Genomic DNA, 19,879 nt, shown 5'->3' on the forward strand with positions numbered 1-19,879 from the left:
GTCTTTTTTGCCGCCTATTCGGGCGTTTGATTTGCCTGCGTTCGATTTACAGTATCAGCTGATAGAAAAAAATTTTTATTCCCCGTCGGGTGTTACTTTTCATAGGTCCCTTTTGCGTGGCAAAAACATTTTTACGTAGCGGCGGTTTGCTTGATATTTATGCGTTGGGCGAACAGGGCCGGCCGGTGTATGCATCGGCGTTGGAAATAAGGGAAACGTTGCGTCTGCGGCAACGGCCGCGGATCGCCGACTGTCTGGCGATCCCCCAGCCCAACGAGGATGGCGATCGGATCGACTGGTATTCGCCGCGCGCGGGCAAGGTGTCCTCCTGGGCCGGCGCCAGCGATGCCGAACGCGCGTCCGCCCTTGCGGAATTGGAAGGCTGCCAGGCCGCCGCAGCGGGCCTTTGCCAGCGCGCCGCCGCGGCGGAAAAACCCTCACTCAGGCTGTTTGGCGCGCTGCTGTCGAAAGCCATGCGTTTTCCCGATCAGCATTATGTCTATCTGGTGGGCGGCAAACCGGTATTGACGTTCTGGGGTTTTGTCGGCACGGATAAAAAAACCGACGCCGATGCTTTTGCCAGCCTGCGCCCACCCGTCGATAACACCGTCCTGGACCCGGCATTGGTTACCGACCTGGCGCGGGATGTTGACCGCGCTTCACCACGCATCGCGGCCACCGCCCCCGTGGAAAACGCGCCGGCTGCGGCTGCGGCGGCACCGGCGCTATCGTGGCGGCGCATGTGGTGGATCCCGCCGGCGCTTGCCCTGCTGGCCATATTGGCGCTGCAAATCCGCGGCTGCGTCTCCCGCCCGCCGCCTGTCCTGTCCGCCTCGGCGCTGACCGCCCTTGAGGCGGAAAAACGCGCCCTGCCCGCCGCCAGTCCCCTGACCGACGCCCCCCGGCCGCCGCTGGAAAAACAGCTTTCCAGCGCCACGAACGGCGGGCTGAGGGCGTCAGACGCGGCCAATCCCGCCGATAAGGCGCTATCCTTAGATGCCGCCGCGGCGCAGCCAAAGCCCGCCGACGGCGCGGCGGCGCTGGCAAACGGCCCCGCCGCCGCGGGCGATGGCCGGATCAGGGCGTCCGCCCCCGCCATAGCGCCATTGCCGGATGTGCAAGCCGCGCCGCTCCCCGCCGCCGCGGCGCCGGAGGCGCTGGTCCCGGCCGTCGCGCCGGCCGCCATCAGCAAGAACGCGCTGGTTCTGCCGCCCGAGACGGTAAAAATAGGCTCGACGGATTTTCTTAACGGCGGCTGGCGCGCCACGGTGGATATCAAGGAACCACTGACCGGTAAGCCACCGAGCCTTAAATACCAGCTTAACCATGGCAAAGGCACGGTGAAAATCACCCATGGCGACGGGGTGACCTGCCGCACGGCGGTTGACGCCGGGCTGATGAAATCGGGCAATCTGATCATCAACAGCCGGGCCAAGGCCCGCTGCAGCGACGGCACCCGCTATCAAATGCCGGAAATCGTCTGCAGACAAGGCGCGAAGGGCGTCGCCGAGTGCAAAGGCCGTTATGACGCCAATACGGCTTTTCCGATAACGATGAAGCGCGAGAGTGAATAATAAATGCTGGCGACGATTACGGATTACCCAAAAAACATCACGCTGATTCGCGACAGCGGTATCCAGTTTCTGGATTTCGCCCTGACGCCCGGCTATAACGCCGAACTGCCCGGCAAGTTTGTCCGCCAGACCGCCAACGGACCCTTGCTGCGCCTGGATTACCACGCGCAGACCGGCAAATATTCCGTTCCGGTACCGGCGGGCGCGCCGCCGGAGGTGGTAAAGCCCGAGTTCAGTTTCAGCCTTGAGCAATCCCTGGCATTGCTGGACAAGCTCTGGCTGCCGCTGCCCGTGTTCCGCTTTATGCCCCCGCGCACCCTGCTGGGAGGACCGGATAATTGGGCGCGGGTGCGCATTTGCGCCCTGGATGCGCCGGACCGGCACGGCTTTACCCACCGGGTCAGCGTCGCCTTTGACACCCGGGTGTATCCGGCCGGCCATGCCGACGCCCCGGTAGCCCCCAACGAAAACGATATCCATAACGGCATCGGCTTTACTCTGGCGCACCGCAGCGACGAGCTGGGCGAATTTCTCGATCTTACCTGGGTCGACGGCTGGCTGCGCGAGGTGTTTACCCAGCAGGCATCGCGCCAGGACGATCGCAGCGCCCGGGAGATGGAGGTGGCGTTCCGTTCCTTTGAATATCAGGCCCATTATCTCAATTTGCTGGCGCTGCTGGGTGAACAGCTGCCTATGCCGGAAATAAAAATCAGCGCCGGCACGCTTCAGGAGCCGGTGGTAAAAGTGGATTTGATCCTGGATGTCGGCAATTCGCATACCTGCGGCGTCCTGGTGGAAGAACATGCCGATGAGCCCAACGGCCTCAAGCTTGCCTATGAATTGCTGATCCGCGATCTGGGCGAGCCGCAGTTTTTATATAACGAACTGTTTGAAAGCCGTGTCGAGTTTGCCCAGGCGCCTTTCGGCAAACCCGGTTTCTCGCTCGAAAGCGGGCGCGACGACGCCTTTCTCTGGCCCGCTATTACCCGCGTCGGCCGGGAGGCGGCGCGCCTGGCGCTGCAGCGCCGGGGCGTCGACGGATCCACCGGTCTTTCCAGTCCGCGGCGCTATTTGTGGGATGAGGAAAGTTATGCTCCCGGCTGGCGGTTCAGCCAGGGTGCTGGCGGACCGGCGCTTGAACCGCCGGCGGTGCAAGCGCCGTTTACCCACCTGATCAATGACGAGGGCCAGCCGCTGTACCTGCTGGCGCTGGACGACCGCCTGCCGGTCTTTTCGCCGCATTACAGCCGCAGCTCGCTGATGACGCTGATGCTGTCGGAACTGCTGGCGCAGGCGATAATGCAAATCAACAGCGTGGCGCAGCGGCTGAAGATGGGCCACGACGTGGCGCCGCGTCAACTGCGCACCATCGTCCTGACCCTGCCCTCGGCGATGCCGAAACCGGAGCGGGAAATCTTCCTCAGGCGGATGAACGAAGCGATTGGCCTGGTATGGAAAACGATGGGCTGGCATCGCGCGGACGAACCCTTCTCCTCCCCCAGCGACCGGGCCGGCAGCCGGGTACCGGCGCCCGAAGTGCGGATGGACTGGGACGAGGCCACCTGCGGCCAGATGGTCTATCTGTATAACGAAACCCAGGTTAACTTCGCCGGTCATACCAACGCATTTTTTGGCGCCATGGCGCGGCCGGATAAGGCATCCGCCGCCGGCAGCGCCGGCAAGACCCTACGCATCGCCTCCATTGATATCGGCGGAGGCACCACCGATTTAGCCATCACCCAGTACAGCCTGGACGACGGCAGCGGCAAAGATGTCAAAATCACCCCGCGGCTGCTGTTCCGCGAAGGTTTTAAAGTCGCGGGCGACGATATCCTGCTGGAGGTGATCCAGCTGTTTGTCTTGCCCGCCCTGGAGGCGGCGCTGCTCAGCGCCGGCCTGGACAACCCCGGCATGCTGCTCGCCCGGCTGTTTGGCGGCGACGGGCGCATGGACGGGCACAGCACGCTGCGTCAGCAGACGACGCTGCAGCTGTTTATGCCCGTCGGCCGCGCGATCCTGGCGGCCTATGAACGATTCGATCCCCTGGAAAACCGCACGGAAATCGATGCCGTCTTCGGCGAGTTGCTGACCCAGCAGCCCACGCCTGGCGTGTTGGCGTATATCCATGGCGAGGTGCAGCGCGGCCTGCCGGCGGATGCCTCGCCGTTCGATATTCTACGCGTCCCGCTCCAGATAAGGCTGGGCAAACTGCATGATGAGTTCCTGGCCAACCGCATGACGATTACCCAACACCTGCGCTCGTTGTCTGAAGTCGTCTCGCTCCACGATTGCGACGTGCTGCTGCTTACCGGGCGGCCGGCGCGTTTCCCTGGCATCCAGGCCTTGTTCCGCCACCTGCAGCCGCTGCCCAATAACCGGATTTTGTCGCTGGACGGCTACCATACCAGCGCGTGGTATCCCTTTAACCAGCGGGGACGCATCGATAATCCCAAATCCACCGCGGCGGTTGGCGCGATGCTGTGCCTGCTGGCGCTTAGCCTGCGTTTGCCGGGGTTCTATTTCAAAGCCGGTGACTTCCAGCCCTACTCCACCCTGCGCTATCTGGGCATGCTGGACGGCAACCACATCCTGGCCGATGAGAATGTTTTTTACCGCGATATCGATCTTGACGCGCCGGATTGCGCGCTGGACGCCACCGCCAGCTTTCGCATGCGCGGCGCGTTATGCCTGGGCTTTCGCCAACTGGATAATGAACGCTGGCCGGCCTCCGCGCTGTATACGCTGTCGATAGCCGATCCTGCGCTCGCCCGGCGCGTGGCCGGGGAAAGCGAACTGCGCATCAGGCTGGCGGTGGCGCAGGACACTTCCCGGGCGGGACCTGAGCGTTTCGAGATAGCGGAGGCGGTGCTGGAAGACGGTACGCCCGTGCCGCGGCACCATGTGCGCCTGACGTTAAATACCCTGGCCGACAGTGGTTCAGGCGCGACCGAATATTGGATCGATAGCGGGAGCATAGTGAAAAAATGAGTCAATTAATCTCTTCCCCGATACCGGCGCGGCGTAAATTAAACCCGGTTGCCAACCCGCTGGCTCCCCAATTGCAAAACCAGTTGCATAACCAGCTGCGCCAGGTACTGCAAGGCATCGACCAGGCGATCGACTGGATTGCGGCCACGCGCCGGCATGCGCCGCGCCTGGATATGGAAGCCGGCCGGCTGGGCATAAAACTGCGCCGCTGCCGCCTGCAGGCCAGCCATTTGTATAACGCGTCGCACACCGCCGGCGCCATTGGTTTTTTTGGGCAATCGGCGCGGGGAAAACTGCATCTGATCACGGCGCTGACCGTGGGGCAGGACGACCGGCTGTCCACCACGCTTGGCGGCAAACGGCTGGATGTCCTGTCCCTTATCGAGCCGCAGAGCCGGGCGTCAGGCCTGGTGCTGCGTTTCGCCCAGCGCGTACAGGCGGAAAACGCCGCCTATCCGGTCCAGCTGTCGCTGCTCAGTGAAGCGGATATCGCCATGCTGCTGTTTACCCTCTCCCTGCGTGAAGCCGGGGGCGAAAACACCGCCCGGGACCTGGACGATCGCGCGCTGGATGACCGCCTGGACCGGCTGCTCGCGCGGCGGCAGGTGGAACCGGTCGCCGGCATGAGCGGGGATGCCGTGGTGGCGATTTGGGATTATGTTTCCCGCCACGATCGGCGGCGGCAGAAACAGCTGGAGACGCGGTTCTGGCCGGCGGCGGTCGAGCTGGCGCCCTGCCTGAGCGTCGAGGATCGCGCCGAGCTGTTCTCGGTGCTGTGGCGAGGGCGCGCGGATTTGAGCGACGCCTACCGCCATTTTGCCGCTATCGCGCAGCATCTGGGCGGCGCGCAGCACGTGCTGGCGCCGCTTGGCGCGCTGGTGGACGATACGATGCGCCAGGCGGACGGCATCCTGGATATCGCGTCGCTGTCGCGCCTGCATAGCGCCGCCGACCCGCTGCTGCAGGTGATCCCCATGCTGAACGGCCGCGCGGGAAAGCCGGTTGAACTGACGATGGCCGAGCTGGCGATGCTGGCCGTTGAACTGTTGATGCCGCTGGATGCCGGCGTGAGCGGAAGCGGCGGCGCGCAGGTGGATTTTATCGATTTCGCCGGTATCGACGGCAGCCTTGAAACCACGGCGGCCACCGGCGCGGGCGGCGAGCCCGCCTACCCGCTGGCGCCGGCCCTGCTGCGCGCCCGCTGTGCTTATCTGCCCGAACGTTATACCGATGCCCAGACGGTGAATGTGCTGATGGTCTGTACCGCGGCGCAGGACCGCGCGGCGGTCGCCGAAGTCGGCAGGCTGCTGGATTATTGGGTCAGGCGCAGCCAGGGAGAAAACGCCGGGGTGCGCGGCCGGCGCAAACCCGCCCTGATCTGGGCGCTGACCCGCTTCGATCAACGTGTGGTCCACGGCACTAATTACGATGCCGCCGTGCAGCGCTATGTTGGCAATCCGGGCGATACCTGGGGCACGTTGCTGGCGATGGATTCGCGGGGCGTCAACGCCCTGGCGGCCTACCTCGCCCCTGCGGCGCAGCGCGAGGCGGGCCTGGAGCGCCTGGGCGAACAGACGAAGGCGCTGCAGGCGGAACTGGCCGAAAACCTGCTCGGCGAATGGCAGCAGGCCGCGGCGCAGGACGCGGAGACATTACCCAAACAACACGTCGCGCACACACTGCTTAAAGCGCTGCAGGCGCGCGCCGGCATGCACGGAGAACTGCTCGAGCACCTGCTGCCCACGCGTGACGAAATGCGCCGCCTCTACCTGCAGCTACCACCGGACGCCGCCGGCCATACCGAACCGGCCGCGGACGGCGCCGGCCCCTTTGGCGTCGGCATCGCCTTCGATCTGCTCAGCGCGCCCGAGGCGCCGACCGGCCAGGTCATCAACACCGCAGACTTCACCGGCGCGACGGACGACAAAATGTTTGCCCGCAATGTGCAACGCTATTGGATAAATCATTTGCGCAACCTGCCGGAAAACGCGCCGCTGCTGGCCTTGCTCGGTATCGCCAGGCCGACCATGGCCATGTTGATGGCGGAATTGATTACCGCCGCCATCCGGCTCGATATCCTGGGGTCGCTTGAGCACATGCTGATGGATATGGCGCCGGCGGGCCTGCCGCCTGAGAGCAAGGCCGATCGGCAGGTGGCGCGGGCCTTGGCCGTATTGGGTGATTTCGTCGCCTGGCTGGGGTTTACGCGGCTAAGCGACGCGCAACGGCCCGACAGCCGCATCAATCCCGGCCATAAAATTTTTACGCGCCCGGCGGCGCCCGGGCACGACATCGACGCGTCCCACCGTTTGACCCGGCTTAATGCCGCCCCGGTGAACAATACCGCCTTCTATGTCTACGACTGGCTGGTGGGCCTGAATATACTGATACGGCAAAATGCGGGATATGCGGGTGGAGCGGAAATCAGCCTTGAACAGCGCCAGCGCCTGGGCGCCATCATCAACCTGATCACAGCGGCCGAAGCCTAGAGCCGCTACCGGCTTGCCGGAGGCAATGTCGGCCGCCGGCGGCCGGGTTGGTATTTCCGGGCGGCTAGCCGCGTCGTCGCCGGACTGTCAAATCTGCTTACTTAAAATACCGGCTGCGACGCATGAGCCGCGCGCTTAGCCGGGATATACTTATCCTCCATGGACTCTTCCGGATGGTAAGGATAAGCCATCCGCGAACGATAGGCCCCGGGCGTCTGGCTGAACTGGCGCTTGAACGCCCGGCTGAAGGACTGTTGCGAATCGAAGCCGCTTTGCAGGGCGATATCAAGGATGCTTTGGTCCTTAAGACACAGTTCCGACGCGGCGCGTGACAGCCGGCGGGTGCGAATATAGGTGCCCAGCGCATCGCCGGTCACATTGCGGAACATCCGCTGTAAATGCCATTTTGAATACCCGGATTTGGCGGCTACGTGATCCAGAGACAATGACTTATCCAGATTGTTTTCCAACCATTCCATCAAATCCTGAATAATGACCTTCTGATTCATATAGACATTCCCCGTAATTGATAACCTTGCACTTACAATATGACCGGTCGTATTTTTAGTCAACCTCTTTTTATTAACGAACGATAATTTTATCATAAGCCGTTTGCCGGCGGCACGTCAATGACAGGCGGGCGCGGGAGAAAGTGCCGATAGGACGGGGTTTGCCGCCTGCCAGCGCGGCAGGCGTGTTAACAGCCGGGGATGGATTATTGTGACGTTGTCACTGATTTTTTTCCACGCACCGTACCGCGAGGTGGGCGGCTTTCGGTACGGTCATAAAGACGGCAATCGCGCCGGTGATAAGACACAGCGAGGCAATCACCACCGCGCCCTGGTCGATGGCGAAGCCCAGCCCCCAACGACTGGCGCTGGCGCCCAGCAGCAGCGCAAACGCCCCCTGGATCAGGTAGGCCACCAAATACAGCGCGGACAGCGTGCCGCCGCGAAGACGGGCGGGCGCATACATATTGATAAGCCCCAGCCCGCCCATAAACAACAGGCTATAACCGCACCCGGCGGCGATTAAAAAGGCCAGGAACAGCAGCAGCGAATGCCAGGATACCGACATCACCAGGCATGCCATGCCCGCCACCGTGCACAGACCGCCCAGGGCAATCGCGGTACGCGACGGCATACTTTTGCAGGCCAGTCCCACCACGCCAAGCACGATGGCGAACACCGACATGGTGGCGCCGTTAAGCAGCACGTTGGCGGAACCGATCAGATCCCGCGCTATCTTGGCGCCCAGCGATAACCCCACGGTGCCGATAGAATAGGCGCATGCCACCGCCGCCACCGCCGTCAGCACCACGCCGCCCAGGCCCGAGGGAACCGACGGCGTTCGCGGACGCCAGCGTCCCTGCCCCGGCACCGCGCTATGGCGCGGCAAAAACCAGGCGGCGGCAAAAATAGCCAGGATGATAACCAGCAGCAGCCAGAAGTTCAGCCGCGTGGGAAAAGGCGCGTACTCTATCAGCGCGCCGCCCACCAACGTCGCCAGCGCCAGGCCCACCGCCTGCGACACCGTGGTAATGGCGCTGGCTTTTTTGGCCTGGCCCTCGGCGCTAAACTCAATCATGGCGGCGGTGGACGGCCCCGCCGACAACCCCACCCCGATGCCCATGAAGACCCGCCCGAGATAAATCCACCACAAACCAGGCGCGACGGCGAACAGCAATACCCCGATAAGCGACGCCGCCAATCCCAACAACATGGTGGTGCGCCGCCCGATATAATCGGAAATATCGCCGAAACACACCAGGATGGCCACCACCACGATAGGATAGATGGCAAAGATAGTCGACGTTTGGGTGGTGGTCAGGCCCCATTCCGAGGCATACAGCGGATAGGTCATGGCGGGCGCGGCGCTGGTCCAGATAGTATGGCCGACAACGGCGGCGGCCACCCAAAAACTGGCCCGGCGTCCGAGGGTCAAGGTCCTTCCGGTCATGATAGGCTCGCAGTCAGGAAAAGAAACGGGCGTCAGGCAAACAGCGGTGGCGATTATTCCGGCGTCGGACGGTTTAATAACGGAAAGGCCACGGCGAAAAAATCATCCAGCGGCTGCCGACAACGGGCTATTTTCATGCGCACAACCGCGCCTTCCCAGCTATTGATAACAAAACGGGCCACTTTTTCCGCATCCAGGCTGGCGATAATGGTGCCGTCCTTTTGCCCTTCGCGCAGGGTCGCGGTCACGGCGGCGGTCCATTTTTCCAGCGACTGGCAAATGGCCTGACGCAGCAGCGGCGTGTTATCCGTCATCTCGGCGGCCAGGTTGCCGATCAGGCACCCTTTTTCATAACCGAAGTCGGCGTAATAGGCGGCCATGTACTCGAAATGCGCGCGCAGACGCTCAATGGGCGGCAGGCTGGCGTCTTCAAGGATTTCACGGTTCGAGTCCTGGCCGTAAATGGAGAGCACTTCCAGCGCCAGTAATTCTTTAGCTTTGAAATAGTTATAAAAAGACCCTTTCGGCACGCCGGCGGTATCCACAATATCCTGCACGCTGCACGCGCTGAAACCGAGCGTATGAAAACGTTCCAGCGCGGCGTCGACAATTTTATCGCGTACGCTTGGTTTTGCCATAAAAAACAGAGCCTCCAGATAACGAATACCGCATGATTATATAGACGACCGGTCGTATTTTGCAAGCGAAGCGTCCCGGGCGCACCGCCCGTTACCGCCAGGACGGCCCACGGCGCGGCGCGCTTTTCACCCGGTGAAAAGCGCTCCTGTCATCATAGCCTATTCTGTCAGCCATCTTTGCCCGTTGGTGCGATGGCCCGGGCGGCGGTCGCGTCAGTCCCAGGCGCGTCCCGTCCGCCCTTGAGCGTGCCGCCGGTGATGCGGCGAACCGTCCAGTAGAAGACCGGGGTAAGGATAAAACCGAACAACGTCACGCCCAGCATGCCGGCGAATACCGCGATGCCGATGGCATTGCGCATCTCCGCCCCCGCGCCCACCGACACCGCCAGCGGGGCCACCCCCATGATAAACGCCAGCGACGTCATCAGGATCGGCCGCAGCCGCAGCCGGCAGGCGCTCAGCACCGCCTGCAGCAGGCTGTCGTTTTCCAGCTCGCGGTCGCGGGCGAATTCGACGATTAAGATGGCGTTCTTGCATGCCAGCCCCACCAGCACCACCAGGCCAATCTGGGTAAAGACGTTGTTGTCGCCATGGGTCAACTGTACGCCGATCAGCGCGCACAGCAGGCACATGGGCACGGTCAGGATCACCACCAGCGGCAGCGTCCAGCTTTCGTATTGGGCCACCAGCACCAGAAACGCCAGCAGCACGCAGATGGGAAAGACATAAATGGCGGTATTGCCGGCCAGGATTTGCTGATAGGTCAGTTCCGTCCATTCAAAACTCATCCCATGAGGTAATTCCTGTTGCGCCAGGGCCTCAAGCCTGGCCTGGGCCTGGTCCGAACTGAAGCCCGGCGCCGGCGCGCCGTTGATTTCCGCCGTCAGGCTGCCGTTATAGTGGCTGATGCGATCCGGACCCGTGGTGTCGTAGGTGGTGACAAACGCGCCGATGGGAATCATCTGCCCGGCGGCGTTACGGGTCTGCAAATGGCCAATATCCTCGGCATGCATGCGAAAACGCTGGTCCGCCTGCACATTCACCTGGTAAGTGCGGCCGAAGCGGTTGAAATCATTGACATAGACCGAGCCGAGATACACCTGCATGGTCTCAAACAGATCGGTAAGCGAGACCCCTTGCGCCTTGGCCTTTTCCCGATCGACGTCGGCATGGATTTTCGGCACGCCAATCTGATAGGACGTGAACAATCCGGTCAGCGCGGGATCTTTGGCGGCGGCGGCGATGAGCCGTTGCGTTGCCTGGAACAAGGCGTCCGGCCCCCGATCGGCCTGATCCTCGATTTGCAGGCGAAAACCGCCGAGCGAGCCCAACCCCAGGATCGGCGGCGGCGGGAACACCGCCACATTGGCTTCGGTTATGCCGGAAAGCTTTTGGTTAAGCGTCATGGCGATGGCCCCGGCCGAAAGCGACGGGTCGCGGCGGGCGCTAAAATCATCCAGCGGCAAAAAGACCACCGCCGAATTGGTGCTGCGCACAAATCCGTTAATCGACAGACCGGGAAACGCGACCGCGTGGCTGACGCCCGGCGTATGCAGCGCAATATCGCTGACCTGGCGCACCACCGCCTCGGTACGATCGAGCGTGGCGGCGTCCGGCAATTGGATCACCGACACCAGGTAAAGCTTGTCCTGCTGGGGCACAAATCCGCCAGGCGTGCGCATAAACAGCAGGACGGTCAGCGCCAGCAGCCCGCCGTAGATCAGCAGCGCCACCGATGACCGGTGCAGTACGCGCGACACCACCCCGACATAGCCATGGGACAAGCGCACAAACCCCAGGTTGAACGGCCGGAACAGCCAGCCGAACACCCGGTCGATAAAGCGCTGGAAGTTATCCCGGGCGGCGTGATGCGGGCGCAGCAGCAGCGCCGCCAGCGCCGGCGACAGCGTCAGGGAATTGAAGGCGGAGATCACCGTGGAAATGGCAATGGTCAGGGCAAACTGGCGATAAAATTCGCCGGTCAGACCGCTGAGGAAGGCGGTGGGGATAAAGACCGAACACAGCACCAGCGCGGTGGAGATAATGGGGCCGCTGACCTCGCTCATCGCCTTATGGGTGGCCTGCACCGGCGCTAATCCCAGGGCGATATTGCGCTCGACGTTCTCCACCACCACGATGGCGTCGTCGACCACGATGCCGATGGCCAGCACCAGGCCGAACATGGTCAGGGCATTCAGGCCAAAGCCCATCAGCAGCATGACCGCAAATGTGCCCACCAGGCTTACCGGCACGGCGACCAGCGGAATAATCGAGGCGCGCCAGCTTTGCAGGAATAAAATCACCACCAGCACCACCAGGATGACGGCCTCGAACAGGGTATGCACGACTTCATTGATGGACTGATGCACAAAGCCGGTGGTGTTGTAGACGATATGGTATTTAACGCCCTGGGGGAAATCCTTCGCCAGCCGGTCCATGGTGGACTGGACGTTATCCGCCATCTGCAGGGCGTTGGTGCCGGGACGCTGGAAAACGCCCAGCGCCACCGCGGGCTGGTTGTCGAGCAGGGTACGCAACGAATAGTTGTCCGAGCCCAGTTCCAGGCGCGCCACATCGCGCAAGTGGATAATCTTGCCCTGCCCGTCGGCGCGCAGGATGATATCGCCGAACTGCTCTTCGGTTTCCAGCCGTCCCTGGGTCACCACGGAAATCTGGAACTGCGCCTGGCTGGCGGCGGGCGACCCGCCTACCTGCCCCGCCGCCACCTGGATATTTTGCTCGCGCAGCGCCGCCACCACGTCGCCGGCGGTAAGGGAGCGCGCCGCCAGTTGTTCCGGATCGAGCCAGACGCGCATGGAATAGGGCCCGAGGCCGAAGACGCTGACATCACCCACGCCATACGCGCGCACCAGCGCATCCTTGACATGCAGTTGCGCATAGCTTGCCAGGTAAAGCATGTCATAACGGTTATCGTCCGAGGTCAGGTGCACCACTTCAATCAGCGTGGGCGAGGATTTATTGGTGGTCACGCCGACCCGCTGCACTTCGGGCGGCAACCTCGACAGCACCTGCGCCACGCGGTTTTGCACCAGCACCTGGGCCTTGTCGCCGTCGGTGCCCAGCGCAAAGGTGACCGTCACGGTCAGGGCGCCGTCGCTGGTGGCCTGCGAGGATTGATACAGCATGCCCTCGACGCCGTTAATCGCCTGTTCGATAGGCGAGGCCACCGTTTCGGCGATAACGGACGGATCCGCCCCGGCAAAGGTGGTATTGACCACAATGGTGGTCGGCACCACTTCCGGATATTCGGCAATGGGCAACAGCGGCAGCGCCACTAAGCCGGCGGCGAAAATCACCAGCGACAGCACCACCGCGAACCGGGGCCGGCTGACAAAAAACCGTGAAATATTCATAATAATCTCATAGATAGGTAACAGGCCATGGCGCCGCTGCCGCGGATGCCTTTCATCAGGTCACCGCTAATCATGGGGAAGCAAGGCGGCCAGCGCGGCCGGCGACGTATCCGCAGTGGCGGCGTGCGGCGCCACCACGTCTCCCGGCCGCACTTTTTGCAGCCCGTCCACCACCACCTGTTCGCCCTCGTTCAGCCCGCTTTTCACGATGCGCCACTCGCCCACCGCCTGTCCCAGGGTAATGGCCCGATATTGCACCCGCCGGTCCTTATCCAGCACCAGCACATAACGTTTGCCCAGATCGGTGCCCAGCGCCTGTTCCGGCAGCAGGGCGACCCGCTGCACCTCGGAGGACACCAGGCGCACCCGGCTGAACAGGCCCGGCGTCAGGCTGCCGTCGGCATTATCCAAGACCGCCCTGGCCGCCAGGGTGCCGCTGCGGGGATCCACCACGTTATCCAGGAAACGCAGGCGCGCGCGGTGGGGAAAACCGTTTTCGCCCATCAGGCCGATAAAGACCGCGTTATCCTTGCCGCGCTGGGCGGCGGCATATTTCAGGTAGGCCTGCTCGTCCACATTGAACGCCGCGTATATCGGGCTATCGGAGACAATGGTGGTCAGCAGGCTGTCGGTGGTCACCAGATTGCCCCGGGTGATCAGCGCCTTGGAAATGCGCCCGTCGATGGGCGCGCTCACCTGGGTAAACGACAGGTTAAGCCGCGCCGTGGCCAGCGCCGCCTGCGCGGCGGCCACATTGGCCACCGTGACTTTGGCGTTGGCCTCCTGGGCATCCAGCTCGCTGCTGGAAATCGCGTTCACCACGATCAGCCGCCGGCTGCGCTCGCGGTTGGTCCTGGCGAGCGCCGCGTTAGCCACCGCCTGCTGGAGCCCGGCCTCCAGCCGGTCCACCTCCGCCTGATAGGGCCTGGGATCAATTTGGTACAGCACCTGGCCCTTATGGACACGCGCGCCGTCGTCAAACGCGATAGCATCGATAAAACCCCCGACCCGCGGCCTGACGTCCACGCTTTGGATGGCTTCCAGCCGGCCGGTAAAATCGTCCCATTGGCGTACCGGCTGGAACATCACGGTGGTCACCGCCACCGGGATCGCCTGCTGTGTTTGCTGCGCCGGGGCGGCGGGCTTACAGCCGGCGGCCATCAGGGCAGCCAGCGCCGGCAGCAATAATAGCGGCGCAAGGCGCGCGCCGTACTTGGGTGTGCTCATGGAACATCCTCTGCCTGAAAAGATAAAAGACGATAAAAGAGAAAAAAATAATACGACCGGTCGTATTGCAGAGCATGCAGGGTAAGCGCGGGAGGGTCAATAGAGGGCGGCGGCAAAAGGCACGATATTGCCGCTGGCGCGGGTCAGCGCGGGTTAATGGCCGCCGGGGCGGGCGGCAACCGCCGGATAGGCACGTTGCCGCACGCGGTGGCGTTTAATGGGCGGGCAGGACGATAGCGCTGTCCGCCAGCGTGCCCATGTCGTTATAAACGGCGCAGGCGGCGTCCACCAGATTCATGGCAAGCGCGGCGCCGCTGCCCTCGCCCAGGCGCATTTCCAGATCAAAATAAGGCCGCAGATCCAGATGGTCCAGGGCGATCTTCGCCCCTTTTTCCGCGGAAAGGTGCGAGGGGATGAAATAAGGCCGCGCCTGCGGGGCGATGCGGCAGGCGACCAGCGCGGCGGCGTAGGACAGGAAACCGTCCAGTATCACCGGGACCCCCTCGGCGGCGGCGCCCAGCATGACGCCGGCCATGCCGCCGAGATCATAACCGCCCACTTTCGCCAGCACGTCGAGGCCATCCCGCGCATCCGGGCGGTTTACGGCGATGGCGCGCTCCACCACCTCGATTTTATGCGCCAGCATGGACTGCGGCAGGTTGGCGCCGCGGCCGACGACGTCCTGCGCCGGCGCGCCGGTTAACACGCTCACCAGCGCGGCGGCGGGCGTGGTGTTCGCCATGCCCAGCTCGCCGACGCCGAATAAGGTGATGCCCCGGCCAACCGCGTCGGCGACCAGCGCCGCGCCGGTTTCAAGTACGGTGCGCGCCTGGCCGGCGGTCATCGCCGGACCGGTGGCGATATTGCCGCAGCCGCGGCCCATGCGCCGGTCCAGCAGTCCGGGCAAAGGCTGCTCGCAGTCAATGCCCAGATCCACCACGGTGACGGCCGCGCCGGCGTTGGCCGCCAGCACGCAGATCCCGGTGGTGCCCTTGACCATATTCGCCGCCTGGATGGCGGTAACGATGCGCGGCGATACCGCCACCCCTTCTTCGTATACCCCGTGATCGGCCACCATCACCATCATCTCTTTACCCGCAAACGCCAGCGGCCGGTCGCCCATAATGCCCGACAGCTGGACGGCAAGCGTCTCCAGGCGGCCAAGACTTCCCGGCGGCTTAAGCAAGCCGTCGAGACGTTGTTCCGCCCGCGCCATGGCCTTCTCGTCCAAAGGCCGGATGGCGTCGATGACCTGTTGCAGTGTTTTCATTACCTTCTCCTGGAAAATGGGTTACGGTTTCAGCGTGCGGGCATCATGGCCCGGCCGCTGTCGTTTAACTGGTTGAGTACACAAAATCCGTCGTTAAGCGTGACCTGGGTAAAGGCGTCCTGGCGGAAGGGAAAATGCCACATGGCGGCGGGCGGCATTCCCAGCAGCGTGGCCAGCAGTACGCCGAGCACGCCCTGATGGGCCACCAGCAGGATAGCGTCCGCGCCGTCCTGTTCGCGCAGGCGCGCGGCCGCAAGCCCCACCCGCTGCGCAAACGCCTGGAACCCTTCGCCGCCGGGCGGGGCCACATGCTGCCAATCGTCGCACCAGGCCGCATAACGCTGCGGATCCTGCGTAGCGAGATCGCGATGATGGCGTAGTTCCCAGGCGCCGAAATTCATTTCGTCCCATTCCTGCCAGGCCTCAGGCGGCATGCCGGGACGGATGATATCGGCCGTCTCCCGGCTGCGCCTGAGCCTGGAGGTCAGGACCCGCCCGAAGGGAATCTCCGCCAGTTGCCAGGCCACCCGGTGCGCCTGGAAGCGTCCCTTCGGCGTCAGGACCACATCGCTGACGCCGCAGTAAACGCCGTCGCGGTTGGCCTGGGTTTCGCCGTGACGCACTAAATAGAGTCTCATAGCGGAACGGCCAGGGCCGCGAGCAAAAACAGCCATTCGAATACCTCCACGCCGCAGCCCAGGGTATCGCCGGTCTGGCCGCCCAGCACCGCGTTAATCCTGGCGCGGTAGCCGTAGGCCAGCGCCAGGACGATAAGCGCCGCAGCAAGGCCGCGCAGGCCGGCAATCGCCAGGGTCAGCAGCATGCCGGCGAGCAGCGTCACGGCAAAATGATGACCGCTGATTTTGCCGATATAGACGTTGCCGAGCCCCGTTTCGCGGGCATAGCGCTGGTGATACATCAGAATGCTTATCAGGGCGCGGCTGACCACCGGAGCGGCGATGATATAGGGCAGCGCGCCGCCGGGATGCAGGCTTAGCGCCGCCATGGCCGCCAGCCGCAGGCCGATGGCGAATACCATGGCCAGCGCGCCGTTGGTGCCGATGCGGCTGTCGCGCATGATCTCCAGCATCTGCTCGCGCTTGCGCGCCGAGAAAATACCGTCGCAGGTATCCGCCAACCCGTCGAGATGAAAGGCCCCGGTGACCATGGCATTGGCCAGCACCGCCAGCAAGGCGGCCAGCGGCGTGCCGAACGCCGGCTGCGCCAGGGCGAAGACCAGCGCGCAGCACCCGCCCACCACCAATCCCACCACCGGCATCCAGATCACGCCGCGCGCATAGGCGTCCAGCGGCAAATCCCGCGTCCAGCGCGCGGGCACAGGCAGGCGGGTCATAAATTGCAGGGTGGCCAGAAAAGACGTCATTGTGTTGCCCCGCCGCGGCGATGGTGAGTATTTACGCAGGGATTGCCGGCAGGCTGGTCCCTCTGGTCGCCGCCTTTGATCGGCACCGGAATGCCGGATATCACCAGCCAGACGTCGGTAGCGGCGGCGGCCAGCCGCTGGTTGACCCTGCCCGCGATATCGCGAAACCGCCGGGCCAGCAGATTTTCCGGTACGATGCCCATGCCAAGTTCGTTGGTGACCAGCACCACCCGGCAGCGCGCGTCGGCGCAGGCGGCGATCAGCGCGTCGATGTGCCCGGCGATATGGCGCTCGATGGCGTCGAAATCCATCGCATCGGGCGGCGTGGCGCCCGCCTGGTCAAACAGCAGGTTGGTGATAAGCGTGGTGACGCACTCCAGCAGTACCGCCTCGACCCGGCCGGCATGGGCGCGGATCACCCGGTCAAGATCGCGATGGCCTTCCCAGGTCAGCCAGTGCGCGGGACGATCGCGGCGATGTTTTTCCACCCGCTGCGCCATTTCTTCGTCGGTCACCACCGAGGTGGCGATATACAGCACCGCGCCGCCGTCGCGGGCGGCAAGGCTTTCGGCCAGGCGGCTTTTGCCGCTGCGCGCGCCGCCGGTCACCAGTATCATGCCGGTTCTCCCGTCGCCGCCTGCTCACGCATAATACGGTACAGCAGCGGGATATCGATATGGGCGCGCATCTGGCCTGCCAGCGCATCAAACGACAGCTCCTTGCGCTCGCGCCAGCCGGTCACCGGCGTATCCAGCGCATCAAGGCCGCGCCGCTCGCGCAGCGCGTCAAGCAGCGCCCGGGTAAACAACGGGCTGTCGAACAGCCCGTGAATATAGCTGCCGGCCACGTCGCCCGCGGCGTTAACCGCGCCGTCGTCCTGCCGGCAGGGGCGGCCGTTTTGCCGTAATAACGTGGCGAAGGGACGCGCGCCGGCGCCAAGCGTGGTCTGGCCCATATGGATTTCATAGCCGCTCAGCGCCAGGCCGCCCGCGGCGGCGAAGATGCCCGCCGGCAAGGCCTGTACGCCGGCCTCCACCTGGGTGGTGATTTTACGCGGCTCGAAGCGGGTGTCGCAATCAAGCAGCCCCAGGCCGTCGGTTTCGGCGATGCCCGACTCGATGCCGTCGGTGACCCGCCTGCCCAGCATCTGGAAACCGCCGCAGATGCCCAGAACCGGCACGCTCTGTCCATGGGCGCGATGGATAGCGGCATCGATGCCGTTTTCCCGCAGGTAGGCAAGATCGCCCAAGGTGTTTTTACTGCCGGGAATAATCAGCAGATCCGGCACGCCCAGCGCTTCGCCGCGCTTTACATAACGCAGCCGTACATCCGGCTGCACCGCCAGCGCGTTAAAATCGGAAAAGTTGGCGATATGCGGCAACTGCACCACGGCGATATCCAGTTCACGGGCGCCGCCCAGGCGGTATTTATCCCCTTGCAGGGCGACGCCGTCCTCATCTTCCAGCGGCTCGTCGAACCATGGCATCACGCCCACCACCGGCACGCCGGTCAGCGCCTCGATTTGCGCGATCCCGGGCTTGAGCAGCGCCAGGTCGCCGCGGAATTTATTGATAATCACCCCCTTGACCCGCGCTTTTTCATCCGGGCGCAGCAGCGCCAGGGTGCCGTAAATGGCGGCGAACACCCCGCCCTTGTCGATATCGGCCACCAGCAGCACCGGCGCGTTCGCCTGTTGCGCCATGCCCATATTGACGATATCGCGATCGCGCAGGTTGATCTCCGCCGGACTGCCGGCGCCCTCGAGCACGATAATGTCGAAATCCGCCGCCAGGCTGCGGAATACTTCGCCGACCCGCGCGCGCAGCTGCGGCTTGTAGCGATGGTAATCCATGGCGTCCATGTGGCATAGCGCCTCGCCCATGACGATCACCTGCGATTTCCGATCGCTGGTCGGCTTGAGCAAGACCGGGTTCATGCGCACGTCCGGCTCAATGCCCGCCGCCTCGGCCTGGAACACCTGCGCCCGGCCCATTTCAGCGCCATCGCGGGTGATCCAGGAATTCAGCGCCATATTCTGCGCCTTAAACGGCGCCGCGCGGTGGCCGTCCTGGGCAAAAATACGGCACAGACCGGCTACCAGGACGCTTTTACCCACGTCGGACGCGGTGCCCTGCACCATGATTGACATCGTCATACTTTTGCCTCCCGGGATTGTTCGTAAAAAGCGAACAGTTCATCTTCCGTCTTCACCAGCGGCATGCCGAGCCGGGTATGCGCCTTGATGAGCCAAGGCTGGCTCAGCCCCGCGCGCGCCAGCATCGCCGCTTGCTGGAACACCTCCCGCTCGCTGCCCTCGGCCAGCAGGCGTCCCTGCGCCATGACATAGATGTAATCGCAGATATGATAAATCAGGTCGATATCATGGCTGGCGATGATGACGTGCCGGCCCTGGGCCGCGATGCGCTGGATAATGCCGATCATCGCCTCACGGCCCTGCGGATCCAGCCCGGCGGTGGGTTCGTCCAGCAACAGGTAATCCGATTGCATCACCAGCGCCCCGGCGATGGCCACGCGTTTTTTCTGGCCATGGCTGAGGTACTGGATCGGCCGGTGGCGAAAGCCGTTGGCCCCCACCAGCGTCAACGCCTGCGCCAGGCGCGCCTGGATGACCGCTTCATCCACGCCGAGGTTGCGCAGGGCAAACGCGATATCGCTGTCGATATCGGTATAGAACAGTTGGTGATCCGGTTCCTGGAACACCATGACCACCTGCTGGCGCAGCGCCAGCAGGCTGCGTTTATCATAGTCCAGCGGCTTGCCCCGCCACAGCACCCTGCCGCTTTGCGGCTTTTGCAAACCCAGCAGGTTCATGAACAGCGTGGACTTGCCGCAGCCGTTGGCGCCAATCAAGCCGGTGACCCGGCCGCGGCTGAAATCCAGCGTTAAATCGCACAGCGCCGGCTGATCCTGTTGCCAGGAAAAACAGAGTGCTTCGGTCGCTAACATCGTCGATCC

The 19,879-nt window shown here is 63.5% G+C and carries 12 protein-coding genes and 2 pseudogenes; 3 read left to right on the top strand and 11 right to left on the bottom strand.

The genetic code is table 11. The features are described from left to right. Nucleotides 1-116: 116 nt before the first annotated feature. The 3 genes from ACL2XG_RS03770 to ACL2XG_RS03780 are packed head-to-tail and all read left to right on the top strand — an operon-like array spanning nt 117 to nt 7,051. Nucleotides 117-1,574, top strand: coding sequence for an SrfA family protein (locus ACL2XG_RS03770; protein WP_413722853.1), 1,458 nt, complete (start codon nt 117-119; stop codon nt 1,572-1,574). A gap of 3 nt (nt 1,575-1,577) precedes the next feature. After that, a complete protein-coding gene (locus tag ACL2XG_RS03775) occupies nt 1,578-4,562 on the top strand; it encodes a virulence factor SrfB (protein ID WP_413722852.1) in 2,985 nt (994 codons plus the stop codon). After that, complete coding sequence (locus ACL2XG_RS03780) at nt 4,559-7,051, top strand: virulence factor SrfC family protein (protein WP_413722851.1); 2,493 nt, start codon at nt 4,559-4,561, stop codon at nt 7,049-7,051. Before ACL2XG_RS03775 ends, ACL2XG_RS03780 begins: the two co-directional genes overlap by 4 nt. 197 nt (nt 7,052-7,248) lie before the next feature. Here the strand turns inward: ACL2XG_RS03780 and ACL2XG_RS03785 are convergent. The 11 genes and pseudogenes from ACL2XG_RS03785 to ACL2XG_RS03835 all read right to left on the bottom strand — a co-directional run. Beyond that, nucleotides 7,249-7,560 (bottom strand): annotated as a pseudogene (locus ACL2XG_RS03785) (helix-turn-helix domain-containing protein); the annotation flags it as partial. A 220-nt stretch (nt 7,561-7,780) separates the two neighbouring features. Then, the gene (locus ACL2XG_RS03790) at nt 7,781-9,010 is read right to left on the bottom strand and encodes an MFS transporter (RefSeq protein WP_413722850.1); all 1,230 of its coding nucleotides are present in this window, start codon (nt 9,008-9,010) and stop codon (nt 7,781-7,783) included. A gap of 53 nt (nt 9,011-9,063) precedes the next feature. Beyond that, on the bottom strand, nt 9,064-9,648 hold the full coding sequence (locus ACL2XG_RS03795; protein ID WP_410015107.1) for a TetR family transcriptional regulator C-terminal domain-containing protein: 585 nt from the start codon (nt 9,646-9,648) through the stop codon (nt 9,064-9,066). A 167-nt stretch (nt 9,649-9,815) separates the two neighbouring features. Next, entirely contained in the window at nt 9,816-13,022 is a 3,207-nt protein-coding gene (locus ACL2XG_RS03800; protein ID WP_413722849.1) for an efflux RND transporter permease subunit, read from the bottom strand. Nucleotides 13,023-13,088: 66 nt separating this feature from the next. Further along, a complete protein-coding gene (locus tag ACL2XG_RS03805; RefSeq protein ID WP_413722848.1) occupies nt 13,089-14,249 on the bottom strand; it encodes an efflux RND transporter periplasmic adaptor subunit in 1,161 nt (386 codons plus the stop codon). A 214-nt stretch (nt 14,250-14,463) separates the two neighbouring features. After that, nucleotides 14,464-15,519 carry a nicotinate-nucleotide--dimethylbenzimidazole phosphoribosyltransferase gene (cobT, locus tag ACL2XG_RS03810; RefSeq protein WP_413722847.1) on the bottom strand — a complete coding sequence of 352 codons (1,056 nt, stop codon included), beginning with the start codon at nt 15,517-15,519 and terminating at the stop codon, nt 14,464-14,466. Nucleotides 15,520-15,548: 29 nt separating this feature from the next. Continuing rightward, nucleotides 15,549-16,157, bottom strand: a complete 609-nt coding sequence (locus tag ACL2XG_RS03815; protein WP_413722846.1) for an adenosylcobalamin/alpha-ribazole phosphatase — start codon at nt 16,155-16,157, stop codon at nt 15,549-15,551. Further along, on the bottom strand, nt 16,154-16,903 hold the full coding sequence (gene cobS, locus ACL2XG_RS03820; protein WP_410015112.1) for an adenosylcobinamide-GDP ribazoletransferase: 750 nt from the start codon (nt 16,901-16,903) through the stop codon (nt 16,154-16,156). The genes ACL2XG_RS03815 and cobS overlap by 4 nt, the downstream gene beginning before the upstream one ends. Before the next feature lie 74 nt (nt 16,904-16,977). Beyond that, nucleotides 16,978-17,520, bottom strand: a pseudogene (gene cobU, locus ACL2XG_RS03825) (bifunctional adenosylcobinamide kinase/adenosylcobinamide-phosphate guanylyltransferase); the annotation flags it as partial. Beyond that, nucleotides 17,517-19,058, bottom strand: a complete 1,542-nt coding sequence (locus tag ACL2XG_RS03830; RefSeq protein ID WP_413722845.1) for a cobyric acid synthase — start codon at nt 19,056-19,058, stop codon at nt 17,517-17,519. The pseudogene cobU and the gene ACL2XG_RS03830, both read right to left, overlap by 4 nt. Next, nucleotides 19,055-19,870, bottom strand: a complete 816-nt coding sequence (locus ACL2XG_RS03835) for an ATP-binding cassette domain-containing protein (RefSeq protein WP_413722844.1) — start codon at nt 19,868-19,870, stop codon at nt 19,055-19,057. The genes ACL2XG_RS03830 and ACL2XG_RS03835 overlap by 4 nt, the downstream gene beginning before the upstream one ends. Nucleotides 19,871-19,879: the final 9 nt, after the last annotated feature.

Source organism: Sodalis sp. RH24 (assembly GCF_047324145.1).
Classification (GTDB): Bacteria; Pseudomonadota; Gammaproteobacteria; order Enterobacterales; family Enterobacteriaceae; genus Acerihabitans.